The sequence below is a fragment of the Pontibacter rugosus genome, assembly GCF_042678745.1.
Classification (GTDB): Bacteria; Bacteroidota; Bacteroidia; order Cytophagales; family Hymenobacteraceae; genus Pontibacter; species Pontibacter rugosus.
This window is the reverse complement of sequence record NZ_JBHTLD010000006.1, coordinates 13,330-29,485: the sequence shown is the minus strand read 5'-3', so window position 1 is coordinate 29,485 and position 16,156 is coordinate 13,330. Positions and strand designations below refer to the sequence as shown.

The window sequence follows — 16,156 nt, the reverse complement described above, 5'->3', positions numbered from 1 at the left end:
ACAACAGCGCCAGGACACCAGAAACGGCTTAATAAATTGCTGGTTGACCACCTTGCAGCTTAAAGTATAAATCCTAAAGTATAGATAAAGTATAAGGCGCTTGTTTGATGTATCCTTCTATAAAGAGGCGCCGTTTGCGGCGCCTCTTCTGTTGTGTGGGTTGAATACTGTTCCGAATTACGGCTGCACTTTCCTGCTTTTCTCCAGGGCCTCGTACACCACCTGCAGCACGTTGGTGCGGGTGTTCAGCCGGCTTAGCTTCGGGTTCTCACGCGTGGGGTGCACCCTGTTCGACAGGAACACATACACCAGGCCGTTCACCGGGTCCACCCAGGTGTAGGTGCCCGTGAAGCCGGAGTGGCCGAAGCTCTCGGCCGGCGCGCCTGGCGCGGCGTTGCCGTCCGGCGCACCCGGCTTGGACGGGCGGTCAAAGCCGAGGGCGCGGTAGTTGCCCTGCCCGCAGAACTGGCACTTGCTGAACTTACTCACGGTGTTGCCGCCGATGTAGGTCTCGCCCGCATACCTGCCGTCGTTCAGGTACAGCTGCATGAGCTTTGCCACGTCGTTGGCGTTGCCGAACAGCCCTGCGTGGCCGCTCACGCCGCCCAGCATGGCCGCCCCCTCGTCGTGCACCGTGCCGTGCAGCAGCTGCCTCCTGAAAAGCGAGTCCACCTCCGTCGGCACAATGCGGTCTACAGGATACTGCTTGTAAGGATTGAAGGTAAGGGTGCTGGCGCCGATGGGCTTGTAGATGTGCTGCTTCAGGTAGGTCTCGAAATCCTGCCCGGTGATGCGCTGCACCACCAGCGGGGCGAGTATGAACGAGAGGTCGCTGTACACGTAGCCCGGCTTCTCGTTGAGCGGCGACTCCTTTATCTGATCGTAGATCTTACTGGCGTACTTCCGGTGGATGTACAGGTTGTCTGCCACCCTGATGGGGAAGCGGCGCGATGAGTCTGCCTTGAAGGTGGCCCACTTAAATTTGCCGTTCTTCTTCACGGTCTCCTTCCAGAACGGAATCCAGGCCTGCAGCCGCGCCTGGTGCGTGAGGATATCGCGGTACTTCAGGTTTGCCTTGTTGGAGCCCTGCATCATCGGCAGGTATTCGCCCAGCGTGCGGTCCACGTCAAAGCGCCCCTCCCCCGCCAGTCTCATGAAGGCGGCCAGCGAGGTGCTGATCTTGGTCACCGAGGCAAGGTCGTACAGGTCGGTGAGCTGCACGGGCTGCTCCTGCGCATACGTGTGGTTGCCGAAGGCCTTGTGGTAAAACACCTTGCCGTCCTTGGCCACCAGCACCTGCGCGCCGGGCGTGGCGCCCTGCGCCATCGCCTGCGCCACCAGCGAGTCGATGCCCGCCAGGTCCGCGGCCTTTATCCCCACCGCCTCGGGCTGGGTGTAGGCAAAGCGCAGGCCCGCCTGTGTCTTCAGGCCGTCCCCCACTTTGAAGGCGCCCGATACGGTGACCGGCAGCCTCCCCTTCGCCCCCACGCCGCCGAAGACCAGCTGCGAGGCCACGTCCTGGGCCAGGTCCGTCTCCTGGTAGGCGGCGATCACGGCGTCGGCCCTCTCCAGCCCCTCCAGGTGAGCCAGGCTGTACACGTTGCCGAACACGCCCACCACCGTCGGCTTGGAGCGGATCAGGTCCTTGAGGAACAGGTTCATCTCGGCGGTGACGCCGAAGCCGCTGCCGCCCGCCTTCAGGTTGAGCTTGTGCATGCCCGCCACTACCAGGTTGTAGGGCTGTAGCTTTTCTTTCAGCGCCTCCAGCTCGGCTATGCTTGCCGTGGGCGAGAGGAAGAAGGTGTCCACCCGCGTGTAGCGGGCGAGGCCGCGCTGAAAGGCTGTTTCCTCTTTGGTGCCGATGGCCAGAGCCGCCACCTTCAAAGTATCTATGCGCTGCAGCGGCAGGATGCTCCGCCTGTTGCGCAGCAGCGTGAGCGAGGCCTCCACCAGTTGCTGGTTGAGGTACTCGGCGTGCGGGTTGTTCAGGTCCGCGATCAGGTTTTTGGTTTCGATCGGCTGCCACTTGTCCAGCCCCAGCCACTGCTTGGCGGCCAGCACTTTCCTTACGCGGGTGTCTATTTCCTCCTGCGTGATCTCCCCGTTGGCGATCGCCTTCTTCACTTCGGAGATGGTGGTGCCCACGTCCATCGTGTTCAGCAGCACGTCGTTTCCGGCCAGCAGCGCCTTCACGTCCACCACGCCCGGCGGGTAGAACTTGGCCACGCCCTGCATATTCAAGGCATCCGTAAATACAAGCCCCTCATACTTCATCTCCTTCTTTAGTAAATCAGTTACGATAGGTTTAGACAAAGTAGAAGCCAGGTTAGGTGTGTTATCCAGCACCGGTATGTTCATGTGCGCCACCATCAGGCTGCCCAGGCCGTTCTTCATCAGCTGGCGGAACGGGTAGAGCTCCACCGAGTCGAGGCGGAGCCTGGAGAAGTGGATCACCGGCAGGCCGTAGTGCGAGTCGACGTTGGTGTCGCCGTGGCCCGGGAAGTGCTTGGCGTTGGCCAGCACCCCGTTGTCCTGCATGCCGCGCATGTAGGCCATGGCCTTGCGGGTCACGTTGTGCTTGTCCTCCCCGAAGGAGCGGAAGCCGATCACCGGGTTGTTGGCGTTGTTGTTGACGTCCACCACCGGGGCGAAGTTCACGTGCACCCCCAGGCGGCGGCTCTGGCGCGCTATCTCCGCCCCCATTTCATAAATCAGTTGCTCGTCCTCAATGCCGCCGAGCGCCATCTGGTAGGGGAACCTGGTGGTGCTGTCCAGGCGCATGGCAAGGCCCCACTCGGCGTCTATGCTCACCATCAGCGGCACCCGGCTTTCCCTCTGGTAGCGGTTTGTCATGTGTGCCTGCCGCACCGGCCCGCCCTGGAAGAAGATCAGGCCGCCCACCTTGTACTTCTGCACCAGTTGGCTGATGGAGTCCACGTGCGCCTGGTTTTTGTTGGAGTACACCGGGATCATGATCAGCTGGGCGATGCGCTCCTCCTCCGAGAGCGTGCTTAGCACCGAGTCCGCCCACGCCTGGCTCGCCCCCAGGAAGGGAGGGTCGGTGGCCGGGTTGAAGACACGGGCTGCCGCTTTCTCGACGGAGCTCCGGCCGGTTTTGCGGTATTCTGCGGTATTATTTTGAGCTTGAAGACTAAACTGTAGACTTAGCGTTATCAGGACAAGGAGCCCAAAAGCGTTAAAAAGTATCTTTTTCAAAATGTTTAGGTTAATGTAGCAGATATACTGCAATTTAATAGAAATCACTTGAGTTGTTTTTTATTTGCGTTATTTTTTTACAATCCCGCAAAAAAAAGCAATATTGGCATCGTGCAGCAGATTCGTGTACAGGAGGCAGGTAGAAACAGGGAGGTGCTGTAGCTATAGTATGGCGTAGGGTGAGAAAGGGTGCGAGCGGAGTATAGCAAGACCCAGGTTGCCGCTAGCATCTAGAGGGGAGCTACAAACATTATTGAACCAGAAATCCAAACGTGAAGCCTTGCTCTTTTAGGAAAAGGCCTCGCTGGAGCAGGTTGAGGTAGTGCGTATTACCCTTAATCTTAGTAGATTTCCTGACAAGGTTGCTGGTTTTCCAGGCTTGCCCAAGTGCTCCTGTCAGAGGCTTGTAATTTATATCGAAGCAATATCATCTAGAATAAAACAACACTGAATTAAAAAACTATGGCCCGATTAAACTTATTGGAAGAGACGCGATTTGAAAAGCTTCCGGTCTCTGTTTACCCTGACCAGCACGTTGCCGCAATAAAAGTGGCAAACCGTATAGCCGACTTAATACGTGACAAGCAGTCGAGGGGAGAGCGCGCGGTGCTAGGGCTTGCCACGGGTGTAACACCTATCGGAGTGTATCGGGAACTAGTGCGTATGCACCAGGAAGAGGGTTTAAGCTTTGCAAATGTAGTAACCTTCAACCTGGATGAGTACTATCCTATGCAGCCGACGGCAGAGCAAAGCTATGTCACTTTCATGAAAGAGAACCTCTTCAACCACGTGGACATTGACATGGCCAACGTGCATATACCGGACGGCACACTGGAGCAGGATCAGATACATGCCTATTGCCTGGCCTACGAGCAAAAGATCACCTCCTTCGGCGGGCTGGATCTGCAGTTGTTGGGTATCGGTCGTACAGGCCACATCGGCTTCAACGAGCCGGGTTCTGCCCCTAACTCGGGCACGCGCCTGGTAACGCTGGATGAGATGACGCGCCGCGATGCGTCCAGGGATTTCGGGGGCAAAGAAAACGTGCCTCGCAAGGCGATCACGATGGGTATAGGCACCATCTTCAAAGCCCGTGAAATCATTCTGATGGCTTGGAGCGGGAAAAAAGCGCCTATCATCAAGAAAGCGGTAGAGGGGGAAACCTCCTCCGATGTGCCGGCTACTTACCTGCAGTTGTCTGATAATGTAGAGTTTGTGCTGGACCAAGATGCGGCGGCCAGTCTCACGCGTTTCGATACGCCGTGGTTGGTGAAGGACTGCGTGTGGGACGAAAAGCTGATAAAGAAGGCCGTTATCTGGCTTTCAAACAGAGTGGGCAAGCCTATACTGAAGCTAACGGAAGAGAATTATAACAACCATGGCATGGCGCAGCTGGCGACAGAGAAAGGCCCTGTATATGATATAAACATTGATATCTTTAATCAAGTGCAGCGTACCATTACCGGTTGGCCAGGCGGCAAGCCGGGGGCCGACGACTCTAACCGGCCGGAACGGGCAGCGCCGGCACGCAAGCACTCCATTATTTTCGCGCCGCACCCTGATGATGATGTCATTTCCATGGGGGGGACGTTCATCCGCCTTGTGGATCAGGGGCATGATGTGCACGTGGCCTACCAAACTTCGGGGAATACGGCAGTGTGGGATGAGGAGACCCTACGGTTTGTGGAATTTACGATTGACTTCAACAAGTCACAGGGCAAGGACACGCAGGAACTGGAGGAACTGTACGATAAAATGAGAAGCTTCCTAAACCAAAAGCAGCCAAATCAGCCCGACATAAAAGAGATACGCGTTGTGAAAGGCCTTATCAGAAAAGGAGAGGCCACTGCGGGTGCCAGGTTTGCGGGGCTTGCTGACGATCACATTCATTTCATGAACCTGCCTTTTTATGAGCGGGCTAAGGAGCAGAAGGTAACAGACTTTGCCGATGACATACAGCAGACGGTGGAATTGCTGCAGCAGGTGAAACCACAGCAGATATTTGCTGCCGGTGACTTTGCAGATCCACACGGAACGCATAAGGTATGTTTCGATATCATCTTGCAGGCCATCACCCGCCTGCGCGAAACAGAAGAGTGGGCGAAAGACTGCTGGCTGTGGCTGTACCGCGGGGCCTGGCACGAATTCGAGACACATGAGGTGGAGATGGCCGTGCCGCTCTCGCCGCAGGAGGTGATGCGCAAACGCCATGCTATTTTCAAGCACCAGTCGCAGAAGGATACGCCTGTTTTTCCTGGGGACGACTCGCGCGAGTTTTGGGTCAGAGCCGAAGAGCGAACGAGCGAAACAGCACGATGCTACCATAAACTTGGTTTGGCCGAATATGAGGCTATGGAGGCATTTGTGCGCTGGAAGTTTGAGTAAAGTTCTTCTTTGGTGAATAACCCCTATGGCGAGGAGAGCCCTTAGGAGCTGCAGCAAGCTTTGCGGCACTTGCTTACTTGTTAGAGCGTATCTAAAACCCTTGTGATGAAGATCAAATGTATAGTTATTGCCCTTTTGGTTGGTGCTGTTAGTTCTATGGCAGCAGTGTTCCCTGCCTGTGCACAAAGCAGCGTTCCTATTTCCGTTGTACCAAAGCCGCAGCACCTTGCCCCAAAGCAGGGGCAGTTTATACTTGATGGGGAGACGAAGATCCATGTGCCGGCAAAGAACGCCGAGCTGCGGGGCATTGCCGACAAGCTGGCCGCAAGTATAGCAGCGGCCACCGGAGTGCAGCCGCAGGTGGTGGAGAAGAAGGCACCCGCCAAAGCAAAGAACATCATCCAGCTTGCCCTCACCCCCACCCCCGACACGCTCGGCAGGGAAGGCTACACGCTGGAGGTGTCGCCGGACAGGGTCATACTTGCCGCCAACAAGCCCAACGGGCTTTTCTGGGGCACGCAGACACTACGGCAGCTGCTGCCGCCCGCGCCCACCAAAGCGCCGGTGGCCCTGCCCGCCGTCAGCATCGCCGACAAGCCCCGCTACGGGTGGCGCGGCATGCACCTGGACGTCACGCGCCACTTCTTCCCCGTGGCCTTCGTCAAGGAGTACATCGACTACCTGGCCATGCACAAGCTCAACACCTTCCACTGGCACCTGACCGACGACCAGGGCTGGCGCATCGAGATAAAGAAGCACCCGAAGCTGACGGAGGTGGGCGCCTGGCGCGACAGCACCCTCATCGGCCACTACTGGGACCTGCCCCAGACCTACGACAACGAGCGCCACGGTGGCTTCTACACCCAGGAGCAGATAAAGGAGGTGGTGCGGTACGCGCAGGAGCGCTACATCACGGTGGTGCCCGAGATTGAAATGCCGGGACACGCGGTGGCGGCACTCGCCGCGTATCCGGAGCTTTCCTGCACCGGCGGCCCCTTTCACGTCGAGTCGAAGTGGGGAATTTTTAAGGATGTGTTCTGCTCCGGAAATGAGCAGACCTTTACTTTTCTGGAGGATGTGCTCACGGAGGTGATGGCGCTGTTTCCGAGCGAGTACATCCACATCGGGGGCGACGAGAGCCCCAAGGACCGCTGGAAGGAGTGCCCCAAATGTCAGCGGCGCATGGCGCAGGAGGGCCTGAAGGACGAGCACGAGCTGCAGAGCTATTTCGTGCAGCGCATGGAGAAGTTCGTGAACGCCAGGGGCCGCCGGATCATCGGCTGGGACGAGATCCTGGAGGGCGGCCTGGCACCGAACGCCACGGTGATGAGCTGGCGGGGCACCAAGGGCGGCATCGCGGCAGCCAAGCAGAAGCACGGCGTGGTGATGACCCCGGGCACCCACCTCTACTTCGATCACTACCAGGGCGCGCGCGCGCTGGAGCCTGTCACCATCCACGGCTACAGCCCGCTGTCGAAAGTGTACGCCTTTGAGCCCACGCCGGCAGAACTCACCGAGGCGGAGCGGAAGTACATCCTGGGTGCCCAGGCAAATCTGTGGACCGAGTACATCGCGACCGAGGAGCATGTGCAGTACATGGTGTTCCCGCGCATCGCAGCGCTATCGGAAGTGCTCTGGACACCGGCGAAGCTCAAGAACTGGGAGAACTTTAAGCAGCGCATGCGGCGGCAGTACCAGCGCTACGATGCACTGGGGGTGAACTACGCAAGGAGCGTCTTCCAGGTGCGCCAGCAACTGACACTGGATGCCAAGCGCAACGCAGCCACCGTGACGTTCGAAACGGACGCGGCCGGCACGGACATTCACTATACTTTGGATGGCTCCACGCCAACAAGCAGGTCGCCCAAGGATAGCAACCCATTTGAGGTAGAAAAAGCCGCTGTGATCAAGGCCGGTTCTTTTGTAGATGGAAAACTAGTAGGCCAGGTGACGACGGAGGTGTTCGACGCGACGAAGGCCCTGAACCAGCAGGTAAGCCTGAAAAACGCCCCGCACTCCAGCTTCGCGGCGCCTGCCATACTTGTGAACGGCCTTCACGGCACCACCGACCAGTACGACGGCCAATGGCTGGGCCTGCTAGGGGAAGACCTGGAGGCGGTGATCGACCTGCAGCAGGTGCAGCCCGTGAGCAGGATCAGCAGCTCCTACTTTCAGCACATCGGCTACCGCGTGTTCCTGCCCGCGCAGGTGGAGTATGCGGTGTCAGAGGACGGCAAAAACTACAGGACGGTGAAGGTGATCGAGAAGCCCAACGAGGAGGAGGGCATCCTGCGCAAGGCCGTGGTGGCGGAGATCCCGGCGACCAAGGCGCGCTACATCAAGGTGACGGCCCGCAACGTGGGCATCAGCCCGGAGAAGTACCCCTCTGCCGGGCAGAAGGCATGGCTCATGGTCGATGAACTGACAGTGGAGTAGTGAAGGGCTTGGTGCTGTTCTCTCCTGACATTCATACTTGTTCCTGCAAAGCCGGAGCAGACGCATCTCAGCTCCTCTTAAAGTGAGGTGTAACTTATTTACGCAACTAAATCCAGACATAAATGACTAAAGTAGCTTTGACTGAGAGTAGCAGTACAACACACGTTAAAGAGCCTGGCCATTACCTTCGGTCAATCATAATTATTGGTGCGCTGTTCTTTATTTTCGGCTTTGTAACCTGGCTGAATTCAGTGCTGATACCTTACCTGAAGATTGCCTGTGAACTCAACAACTTTGAGTCTTACCTGGTGGCTTTTGCCTTTTACATCTCTTATTTAGTAATGGCCATCCCCTCGGCCTGGGTACTGAAACTAACTGGTTTTAAAAATGGAATGTCTTTGGGATTGTTCATTATGGCGATAGGCGCTTCCATCTTCATACCCGCTGCGCTAACACGTACGTACTGGCTCTTCCTGCTTGGGTTGTTTGTGCAGGGAACAGGACTGGCAGTGTTGCAATCAGCCTCTAATCCCTACATCACCATACTTGGCCCTCGTGATAGTGCCGCCAAGCGAATAAGTATAATGGGTATCTGCAACAAAGTAGCGGGCATGCTAGCGCCAATCATACTTGGTGCCGTTGTACTGACCAACGCCGATGTTATTCAGGAGCAGATCGGAAGTATGGATGTCGCACAGAAAGCCGCAGCGCTTAATGCGCTGGCAGAACGCGTGATTGTCCCTTACCTGATCATAACGGGCGTGCTGGTTGCTTTGGCTGTAATGGTGTATTATTCATCTCTGCCAGAAGTTGACTTAGACCAGGAAGATGAGGCAGTAGCTGCTGCCAATACGGGCAAGAAAAACGTTTTCCAGTTTCCGCACCTACTGTTAGGGGCCCTCACCATGTTTCTGTATGTAGGGGTTGAGGTAATGGCCGGAGACACGATTATCAGCTACGGCGCCTCCCAGGGCATTGCCCTGTCTACTGCAAAGTTCTTTACCTCCTTTACATTAGGGGCTATGATTGTGGGCTATCTGTTAGGGATCGTGGCTATTCCCCGTTACATTAAGCAGGAGAAGGCGCTGCAGGTATCAGCCGTTTTAGGATTTGTGTTTGTGATAGCCGCCATACTGTCGCACGGGTATTACTCGGTGCTGTTCATTTCGCTGTTGGGGCTCGCCAACTCCCTTATGTGGCCAGCTATCTGGCCCCTTGCCATCGCGGACTTAGGGCGCTTCACGAAAATAGGTTCTTCGCTGATGATTATGGGAATAGCGGGTGGGGCTGTTTTGCCGCTAATCTACGGTTACCTGGCTGATACATATAATGCACAGGATGCCTACTGGCTGATGGTGCCATGTTACCTGTTTATACTTTACTATGCCGTTGCAGGCCACAAGGTACGAACCTAGTATTTAGCATGTTTGTAACTATAGGAAGCAACTCTGAGCCAATCAAAACAACCTGCTTTAGAACTCCAGTTAAAAGAGCAGTAGCACACCGTTTTTCTCCCCTAGTTCAAGGTAGCTCACCTCAAACTAGGGGAGGTATTCGGCTGCCATACTTTCTCTTACTGCTCTTTCCTTCACTTCGGTCAATTCTGTGTTAACCTATAGCAGGACAAGATCAGGGAGTGCGTGCTTGTCTCCATTAAAGAGAGGAGTTAGCTTCTCCAGGGGCTATGCACTAGAGAGCTTAGATTATTGCAAAGCTCTCTAGTGCATAGCCCCACTTTTCCAAAAAGGCAAACAGAACAACTTGCTCTATTCATGCCCCTCTGAAGGAGCTTTGTGAAAAATCTTTAGCGGAAACCTTTGCTCCTGTTTCTAAAAATTATCCTAAAAAATTGTAATACGTAACGTTTCGTGGTACATTTGTGTCATAACACTAAGTCCTCAATAAAAGAGGCTGCGACTGTTTTATAAAAAAGAATACTTCCGAGCTGCAGCCGCAATACATGTACAAAATCCAAAACATCCTGCGCGCCTGATTGCCATTTTTTAACCTTATTATAGAATGACAGACGTTATCAAACGAAATAATGTTCGCACAATTGGCCAAGGAGATAGAGCAATTATTTTAGCCCATGGATTTGGATGCAGCCAGAATGTATGACGGCATTTAGTGGCCGCATATCAGACGAAATTTAAACTGATTCTTTTTGATTTTGTAGGGTCAGGACAATCCGATTTGAGTGCTTACGACTCCAAAAGGTATAGTTCCTTAGATGGTTATGCAACAGATGTTCTGGAAATTTTAGAAGCATTGAATATTAAAAATGCGCTTTATATCGGACATTCCGTAAGTACTATGATAGGAGTGAAAGCAGCAATAGCACAACCTTCTTATTTTAGTAAGTTGATTTTTATAACTCCTTCGCCATGTTATATAAATGATGAAGAGTATATAGGGGGCTTGGAGAGAGAAGACTTGAACAATCTGTTAGAATTGATGGATAGTAACTACCTGGGCTGGTCTAGCTTTTTAGCGCCGCAGGTTATGGGGAATTGGGACAGACCGGAACTAGGGGAAGAATTGGTTGAAAATTTTTGCGCCACTGATCCGGATATTGCGAAGGAATTTGCTCGTGTAACTTTCCTGTCTGATAATCGAGCTGATTTGGAGAAACTTCAAACTGAGAGCCTTACCTTACAATGTTCTGAGGATATTTTAGCTCCTTTAGCAGTAGGGTATTACTTGGAGAAGAAAGCGAAAGGGAATACGTTGAAAATCTTGAAAGCTACCGGTCACTGCCCCCACTTGAGTGCTCCGGAAGAAGTAATTGCAGCTATTAGTGCCTATATTGATTTCGATTAATAACACTTTCATGGAAAAAGAGCCTGGAGACGATCTCATGGATTACAAGTTTTTATATGACACTGCTCCCTGCGGCTTGTTAACCTTTAAGATGAATGGTCAGATTATTTATGCAAATCAAACTTTGCTAAAATGGCTTGGTGTCAATGATGAAGAAATAGCGGCTAAAAAGATGACTGACTTCTTAGATAAAGCAGGCGTCATGTACTATGAGCTTTTCGTGCAGCCGATCCTGAAAATGCACAAGGAAGTAAAGGAGATTAATTTAAATATTCAAACTTCGAAAGGCGCTTTCTCCTGTTTGTTTAACGGAGTAGCAGTTGATAGTAAAGCGGGTGAAGGGGAAATCATCCATGCTATTATTTTTAAAGTAGAAGATCGACAGAAGTATGAAAAAGAGCTTCTCTTAAGAAGAAACAAGGCAGAAGAAGATAATAAACTCAAGTCTAAAGCTTTGCGAGAAGTATCCTTCGATCAGTCTCATCTGGTCCGGGCTCCCTTAGCCAACATTCTGGGCCTTGTTTCTATGTTAGAAAAAGCGATTCATAAAGACCATGAAGCTCATCGATTCATTACCATGCTGCAACAGAGCGCTTCCAAACTAGACAATCAAATTAAGTCCATTGTAAATAAAGCAAACCTAAAGCCCTAGCCGCTTTTCGGTAAAAGGCTTCCATCTGCTCTTTCATCACTATTCCCCTCATCCCTTCTCAATTGAACTCCTTCCAAAAAGTGCTCCTGATGAACATAAATAGGCTTATCGGCTAAGGGCACGGAGAGGTGTTCTGTCTGTTTATCTACTGCAAGGAAAACAGAAAGGGCTACAAGAGCCGTTTATCTGCCATAGAGTAGTGTGTTTCATCTGTAAGGATGATGTGGTTCAGTACAACTATGCCAAGCAGTTCCCCACCTTGTTTAACTTTCTTTATGAGCTGCAGGTCTGCCGCGCTTGGTTTGGTGTTGCCGTAGGGGTGGTTGTGGCAGAGAATGAGGGAGGAGACGCAAGCTTTGATTGCGGCGGCGAAGATAAGTTTGAGACTACCCAAGCATACAGCTGGTGCGAAATGACTTGGAAACTTCAAGCCCAAATGAAATGATCGAGGGAATGAACGAGTAAAGGAAGAGCAGCAAAGCCTAAAAACCGAGGAATCTGTGAGCAAATTGTGTGCACATAAAAAAAGCCACTTAACAGTTTTACCTGTAAGTGGCTGATTCTAAAGCTCCCCCTCCTGGGCTCGAACCAGGGACCCCATGATTAACAGTCATGTGCTCTAACCAACTGAGCTAAGGAGGAATTTTCTGTTATCTTAGACAATTCCTTGTCGTTTGATGATGCAATATTACGGCGGCTATGCTTAATACGCAAGTACTGGCGCAAAAAAAACTTGAATAAATATTTAATCTACTGAAAATCAATAATAAAAATTTAGTTGGTAATGTATAGGGTAGAGGCGACAAGTGATGTTCTGTACTGCCGCAAGGCTGAGATAGCAGGACCTCCAATTACCTGCCCTTGTAAGTTAAACTGAGAACCGCAGCAGGGATCTGTAATATACAGCCGCGACTGGTCTACTTCCAGCTCACAATCGTTGGTAGGATCGTAGGGGCAGGCACGCTCAAATGCAGTATAGTTGTTGGCATTCTGGCGTATTACCATAATTCCTTTATAGCCCTCTGGGAGGTAAGCAAATCCACCATCCTGGCGTAGCTCCGGGTATAGCTGGCTGTTTACCTGTATCTGCGCATTTACAGGTACATTAGGAATGATAGGGCTATTGCTGCTGTCTTTGCAGGAGGTGCTAAGTATGGCCAGCAGGACCAGAAGCAGCGGCCAGCGCCTACTTCTCATAAGTATAAAAGCCTTTGCCTGATTTGCGGCCGTGGTGTCCTGCATCCACCTTTTGCTGCTGTATGCGGCTTGGTCTGAATTTAGCGTCGTAATGGAAAGCCTCGAACATGGAGGTGGTTACTGAATAATTAGTATCAACACCAATCAGATCCATGAGTTCAAAAGGGCCCATCTTAAAACCGCTGGCCTGCATCAGCTTATCAATGGTTTCTACATCGGCTACGCCTTCCTCCAGCAGTTTCAGCCCTTCTACATAGAAATGACGTGCCACACGGTTCACGATAAAGCCAGGAGAGTCTTTAGCCATTACGGCTGTCTTCTCCAGCTTCTCGGCTAGTTCCTTTATGGTTTCGGCAACGGCAGGAGAAGTGGTTGCGCCTGAGATTACCTCTACCAGCTTCATAATATGAGCGGGGTTAAAGAAATGCATGCCTACTACGCGCTCAGGATTAGGAATGGCCGCTGCAATCTGTGTAATCGGGATAGAAGAAGTATTGGAGGCAAGTATGGTATCTGGTGTATTGATGCTGGCCAATTCACTAAAAATACTTTGCTTTACCTCCAGGCGCTCTACTACGGCCTCTATGATCACATCACAGCTTAGCTGCAGCGTGTCGCCGGTATAAGTTAGGTTAGCCAAAGCTGCCGCTTTTTCGGCTTCGGTTACTTTGCCACGCTCAATACCTTTGTCCAGATTCTTGATGGTGGTTTGCTGCGCTTTCTCCAGCACCTGCCCGTTGATGTCGAACAGAATGGTTTTGTAGCCTGCCTGTGCACAAATTTGCGCAATGCCTTGCCCCATGGTGCCGGCACCAACTATACCTATGGTTTTGATATCCTCTAATTTCATAGCTTAAGTTTCTTTAAAAAGGATGAGTGAATGCTCTGCTATACTAGTACGGCAAAACATTCACTCATCCAGTTAACTGTTTATCTAAAATTCAGTTATGCAGTCATTCAGTATTCCTAAATCACACCCTCAAACTGGCGCAGGAAGCGCACATCGTTTTCAGTGAAGAGGCGCAGATCCTTTATCTGGTACTTCAGCATGGTGATACGCTCAATACCCATTCCAAAGGCAAACCCAGAGTATACTTCCGGATCAATGCCAGAGCTTTGAAGTACAGCAGGGTCTACCATACCAGAGCCGCCTATTTCTACCCAGCCACTGCCTTTGCAGATGTTACAGCCTTCGCCTTTGCAAATAAAGCAGGTAATATCAATTTCGGCGCTTGGCTCTGTGAAAGGGAAAAACGACGGACGGAAACGAATCTGCGTGTCCTGCCCGAACATTTCTTTTGCAAAGTAATACAGTGTCTCTTTCAGGTCTTTAAAGCTGACGCCTTTGTTTACGTATAGGCCTTCTACCTGGTGGAATACCATATGTGCACGCGCCGAAATGGCTTCGTTACGATACACGCGGCCCGGCATAATGCTGCGCAGCGGCGGTTGGTTGTTCTCCATCAAGCGCACTTGTACGGTAGAAGTATGGGTGCGAAGCAATCTCTCTTTGTCCTCACTCAGGAAGAACGTGTCCTGCATCTCGCGGGCCGGGTGATTTTCCGGAAAGTTAAGAGCAGAGAAATTGTGCCAGTCATCTTCCATCTCCGGGCCTTCAGCTACATTAAAGCCGATTCGCTCAAAAATGCGCACAATCTCCTGGCGCACCAGCGAAAGTGGGTGACGTGTGCCTAGTGTGTTAGGTATAGTTGGTAGTGTAAAGTCGAAGCTGTTGTCGCCAGCTGTGTCTGCGCTATTGTTTAGCTGTTCCTGTGCCTGGTCAAAGCGCTCCTGGGCACGGTTTTTAAGCATATTTAGCTGCTGGCCTACCTCGCGGCGCTGCTCCGGTGCTACTTGCTTCAGGTTATCAAACAGATCGGCAATGCGGCCTTTGCGGCCAATGTAGGCAATGCGGAATTGTTCCAGTTCGGCAGCATTGGTCAATTGTGCTGCTTCTATCTCTTGGGCTACTTGTTGTATGTTCTCCACCATAATACGCAAAGATAATAAATTGGCGCATTCTGCCTTCTAGTTAGGTAATTCTGTGTTGGTACGCAAGTGACTGAAGCTCCGTTAGCCTTAGCTGCCTGAATGTTTCCAGTCCTTGGATGGAGCGCCTCGAGAGTTTCCGGTGACGAACGGAGTGAGGCAGCCCGAGGCACGAGTAAGAGGGCCCCTCCCCCCAGGACGAGCCCTCGCGGGCTTGAGCGCTACAAGGCAGAAGGTGAAACAGTAGGTATATGGGAGCTGGAGGATGAACGGAAACTAGAAAGAATAGCCTGGGTGAAGATGCATCAGTAGAGATCGTGGAATTATTAAGTATAGCCAAGGCTGTATTAGGTATGGCTTTTCAGGCCAGTTAAGATGTAAACTCAACACCATAGTAAGATTCAAGTCTGAAGACTTGCACCAGCTTGGATACCAAATAAGGAACAGGTATAGCTTTCTAACTTTTAATCATGCTCTATCGGTAAATTGCACAATCACTATATACTTCGTAGTTTACCGACGCAAACCTACAGTTCACCGACTTCTTTCCCGAACCTGCCTATCTGCTATAGACCTGCGGGCTTGATTGCTGTACTTTTGAGCATAAACTTAATCAAAACACACTATGGAAAATCAAAAGCAAACCCCAAACAGCAACTACGATAGCCACTGGGAGAGCCCGAGAGGGAATGGTAGCGGCAAAGTAATGGCAGGCATGCTCTTAGTTGCAGTGGGTATTATTATACTGCTGGCAAAGCTTAATCTGCTGTTTTTGCCTTATTGGGTCTTCTCCTGGGAAGTGCTGCTGATTGTGATTGGCTTGTTCCTTGGCTTCAAGCACAGTTTCCAAAAGCCTGGCTGGATCATTCTGGTGCTGATTGGCTCCATCTTTCTGGCAGACGACCTAATTGATAACTTCGATATGCACATTTACTTCTGGCCGATAATATTGATAGGTATAGGACTTTGGGTGATGTTGAAGCCTCGACGAGATTATCCCAGGCGTTTCAGAAGTAAGAAAACAGTAGCAACAGCGTCTGTGGCATCAGAACCATCACCGTTGCAAAACCAGAATTTTAGCACGGGGTATGCAGCAAGTAACAGTGCATCCTCTGAAGAAGTGGTAGATGTAACAGCCATACTTGGTGGCATTAAAAAAAACATCGTATCAAAAAATTTTAAAGGAGGCGAGGTGGTGAGCGTATTCGGGGGCACCGAACTCAACCTGAGCCAGGCAGATATGCAGCACCCCGTTGTGCTAGAAGCAACGCAGATATTCGGGGGCACTACGCTTATTATACCACCACATTGGGAAGTAAAGTCAGAAATGGTTGCCATACTTGGCGGTATCGATGATAAACGCCCTGTGCTGCCTGGCGGCTATGATCCAAACAAAGCAATCATCTTAAGAGGTACTTCACTCTTTGGAGGCCTGCAGATTAAGAGTTACTAAGTTGCCGA

11 protein-coding genes and 1 tRNA gene are annotated in these 16,156 nt (G+C 51.8%); 6 read left to right on the top strand and 6 right to left on the bottom strand.

What is annotated here, in order from left to right:
- Positions 1-177: 177 nt before the first annotated feature.
- A complete protein-coding gene (locus ACFQ2O_RS01450) occupies positions 178-3,207 on the bottom strand; it encodes a glycoside hydrolase family 3 N-terminal domain-containing protein (RefSeq protein ID WP_377522353.1) in 3,030 nt (1,009 codons plus the stop codon).
- A 471-nt stretch (positions 3,208-3,678) separates the two neighbouring features.
- On the opposite strand from ACFQ2O_RS01450, the gene nagB reads away from it, so the two are divergent.
- The 5 genes from nagB to ACFQ2O_RS01425 all read left to right on the top strand — a co-directional run bounded on the left by nagB (position 3,679) and on the right by ACFQ2O_RS01425 (position 11,509).
- Positions 3,679-5,601: a glucosamine-6-phosphate deaminase gene (gene nagB / locus ACFQ2O_RS01445; RefSeq protein WP_377522337.1), complete on the top strand. Its 1,923-nt coding sequence runs from the start codon at positions 3,679-3,681 to the stop codon at positions 5,599-5,601.
- A 105-nt stretch (positions 5,602-5,706) separates the two neighbouring features.
- Complete coding sequence (locus ACFQ2O_RS01440; RefSeq protein WP_377522351.1) at positions 5,707-8,037, top strand: glycoside hydrolase family 20 protein; 2,331 nt, start codon at positions 5,707-5,709, stop codon at positions 8,035-8,037.
- 122 nt (positions 8,038-8,159) lie between these two features.
- Positions 8,160-9,452 (top strand): sugar MFS transporter, encoded by a 1,293-nt coding sequence (locus ACFQ2O_RS01435; protein WP_377522336.1) that lies wholly within the window; start codon positions 8,160-8,162, stop codon positions 9,450-9,452.
- Positions 9,453-10,164: 712 nt separating this feature from the next.
- Positions 10,165-10,857 carry an alpha/beta fold hydrolase gene (locus ACFQ2O_RS01430; protein WP_377522335.1) on the top strand — a complete coding sequence of 231 codons (693 nt, stop codon included), beginning with the start codon at positions 10,165-10,167 and terminating at the stop codon, positions 10,855-10,857.
- A 10-nt stretch (positions 10,858-10,867) separates the two neighbouring features.
- Positions 10,868-11,509: a PAS domain-containing protein gene (locus ACFQ2O_RS01425; RefSeq protein ID WP_377522333.1), complete on the top strand. Its 642-nt coding sequence runs from the start codon at positions 10,868-10,870 to the stop codon at positions 11,507-11,509.
- 169 nt (positions 11,510-11,678) lie between these two features.
- Here ACFQ2O_RS01425 and ACFQ2O_RS01420 read toward each other — a convergent pair whose 3' ends face one another.
- From ACFQ2O_RS01420 to pheS, 5 genes are all read right to left on the bottom strand, one after another.
- Positions 11,679-11,903, bottom strand: a complete 225-nt coding sequence (locus ACFQ2O_RS01420) for a JAB domain-containing protein (RefSeq protein ID WP_377522332.1) — start codon at positions 11,901-11,903, stop codon at positions 11,679-11,681.
- A 174-nt stretch (positions 11,904-12,077) separates the two neighbouring features.
- Positions 12,078-12,151: transfer RNA gene (locus ACFQ2O_RS01415), tRNA-Asn, on the bottom strand.
- 132 nt (positions 12,152-12,283) lie between these two features.
- A complete protein-coding gene (locus ACFQ2O_RS01410; RefSeq protein WP_377522329.1) occupies positions 12,284-12,706 on the bottom strand; it encodes a Rieske (2Fe-2S) protein in 423 nt (140 codons plus the stop codon).
- Entirely contained in the window at positions 12,696-13,556 is an 861-nt protein-coding gene (locus tag ACFQ2O_RS01405; RefSeq protein ID WP_377522328.1) for a 3-hydroxyacyl-CoA dehydrogenase NAD-binding domain-containing protein, read from the bottom strand. The genes ACFQ2O_RS01410 and ACFQ2O_RS01405 overlap by 11 nt, the downstream gene beginning before the upstream one ends.
- A gap of 116 nt (positions 13,557-13,672) precedes the next feature.
- The gene (gene pheS, locus ACFQ2O_RS01400; RefSeq protein ID WP_377522327.1) at positions 13,673-14,698 is read right to left on the bottom strand and encodes a phenylalanine--tRNA ligase subunit alpha; all 1,026 of its coding nucleotides are present in this window, start codon (positions 14,696-14,698) and stop codon (positions 13,673-13,675) included.
- A gap of 622 nt (positions 14,699-15,320) precedes the next feature.
- Here pheS and ACFQ2O_RS01395 point away from each other — a divergent pair.
- Positions 15,321-16,148: a LiaF transmembrane domain-containing protein gene (locus tag ACFQ2O_RS01395; RefSeq protein WP_377522325.1), complete on the top strand. Its 828-nt coding sequence runs from the start codon at positions 15,321-15,323 to the stop codon at positions 16,146-16,148.
- Positions 16,149-16,156: the final 8 nt, after the last annotated feature.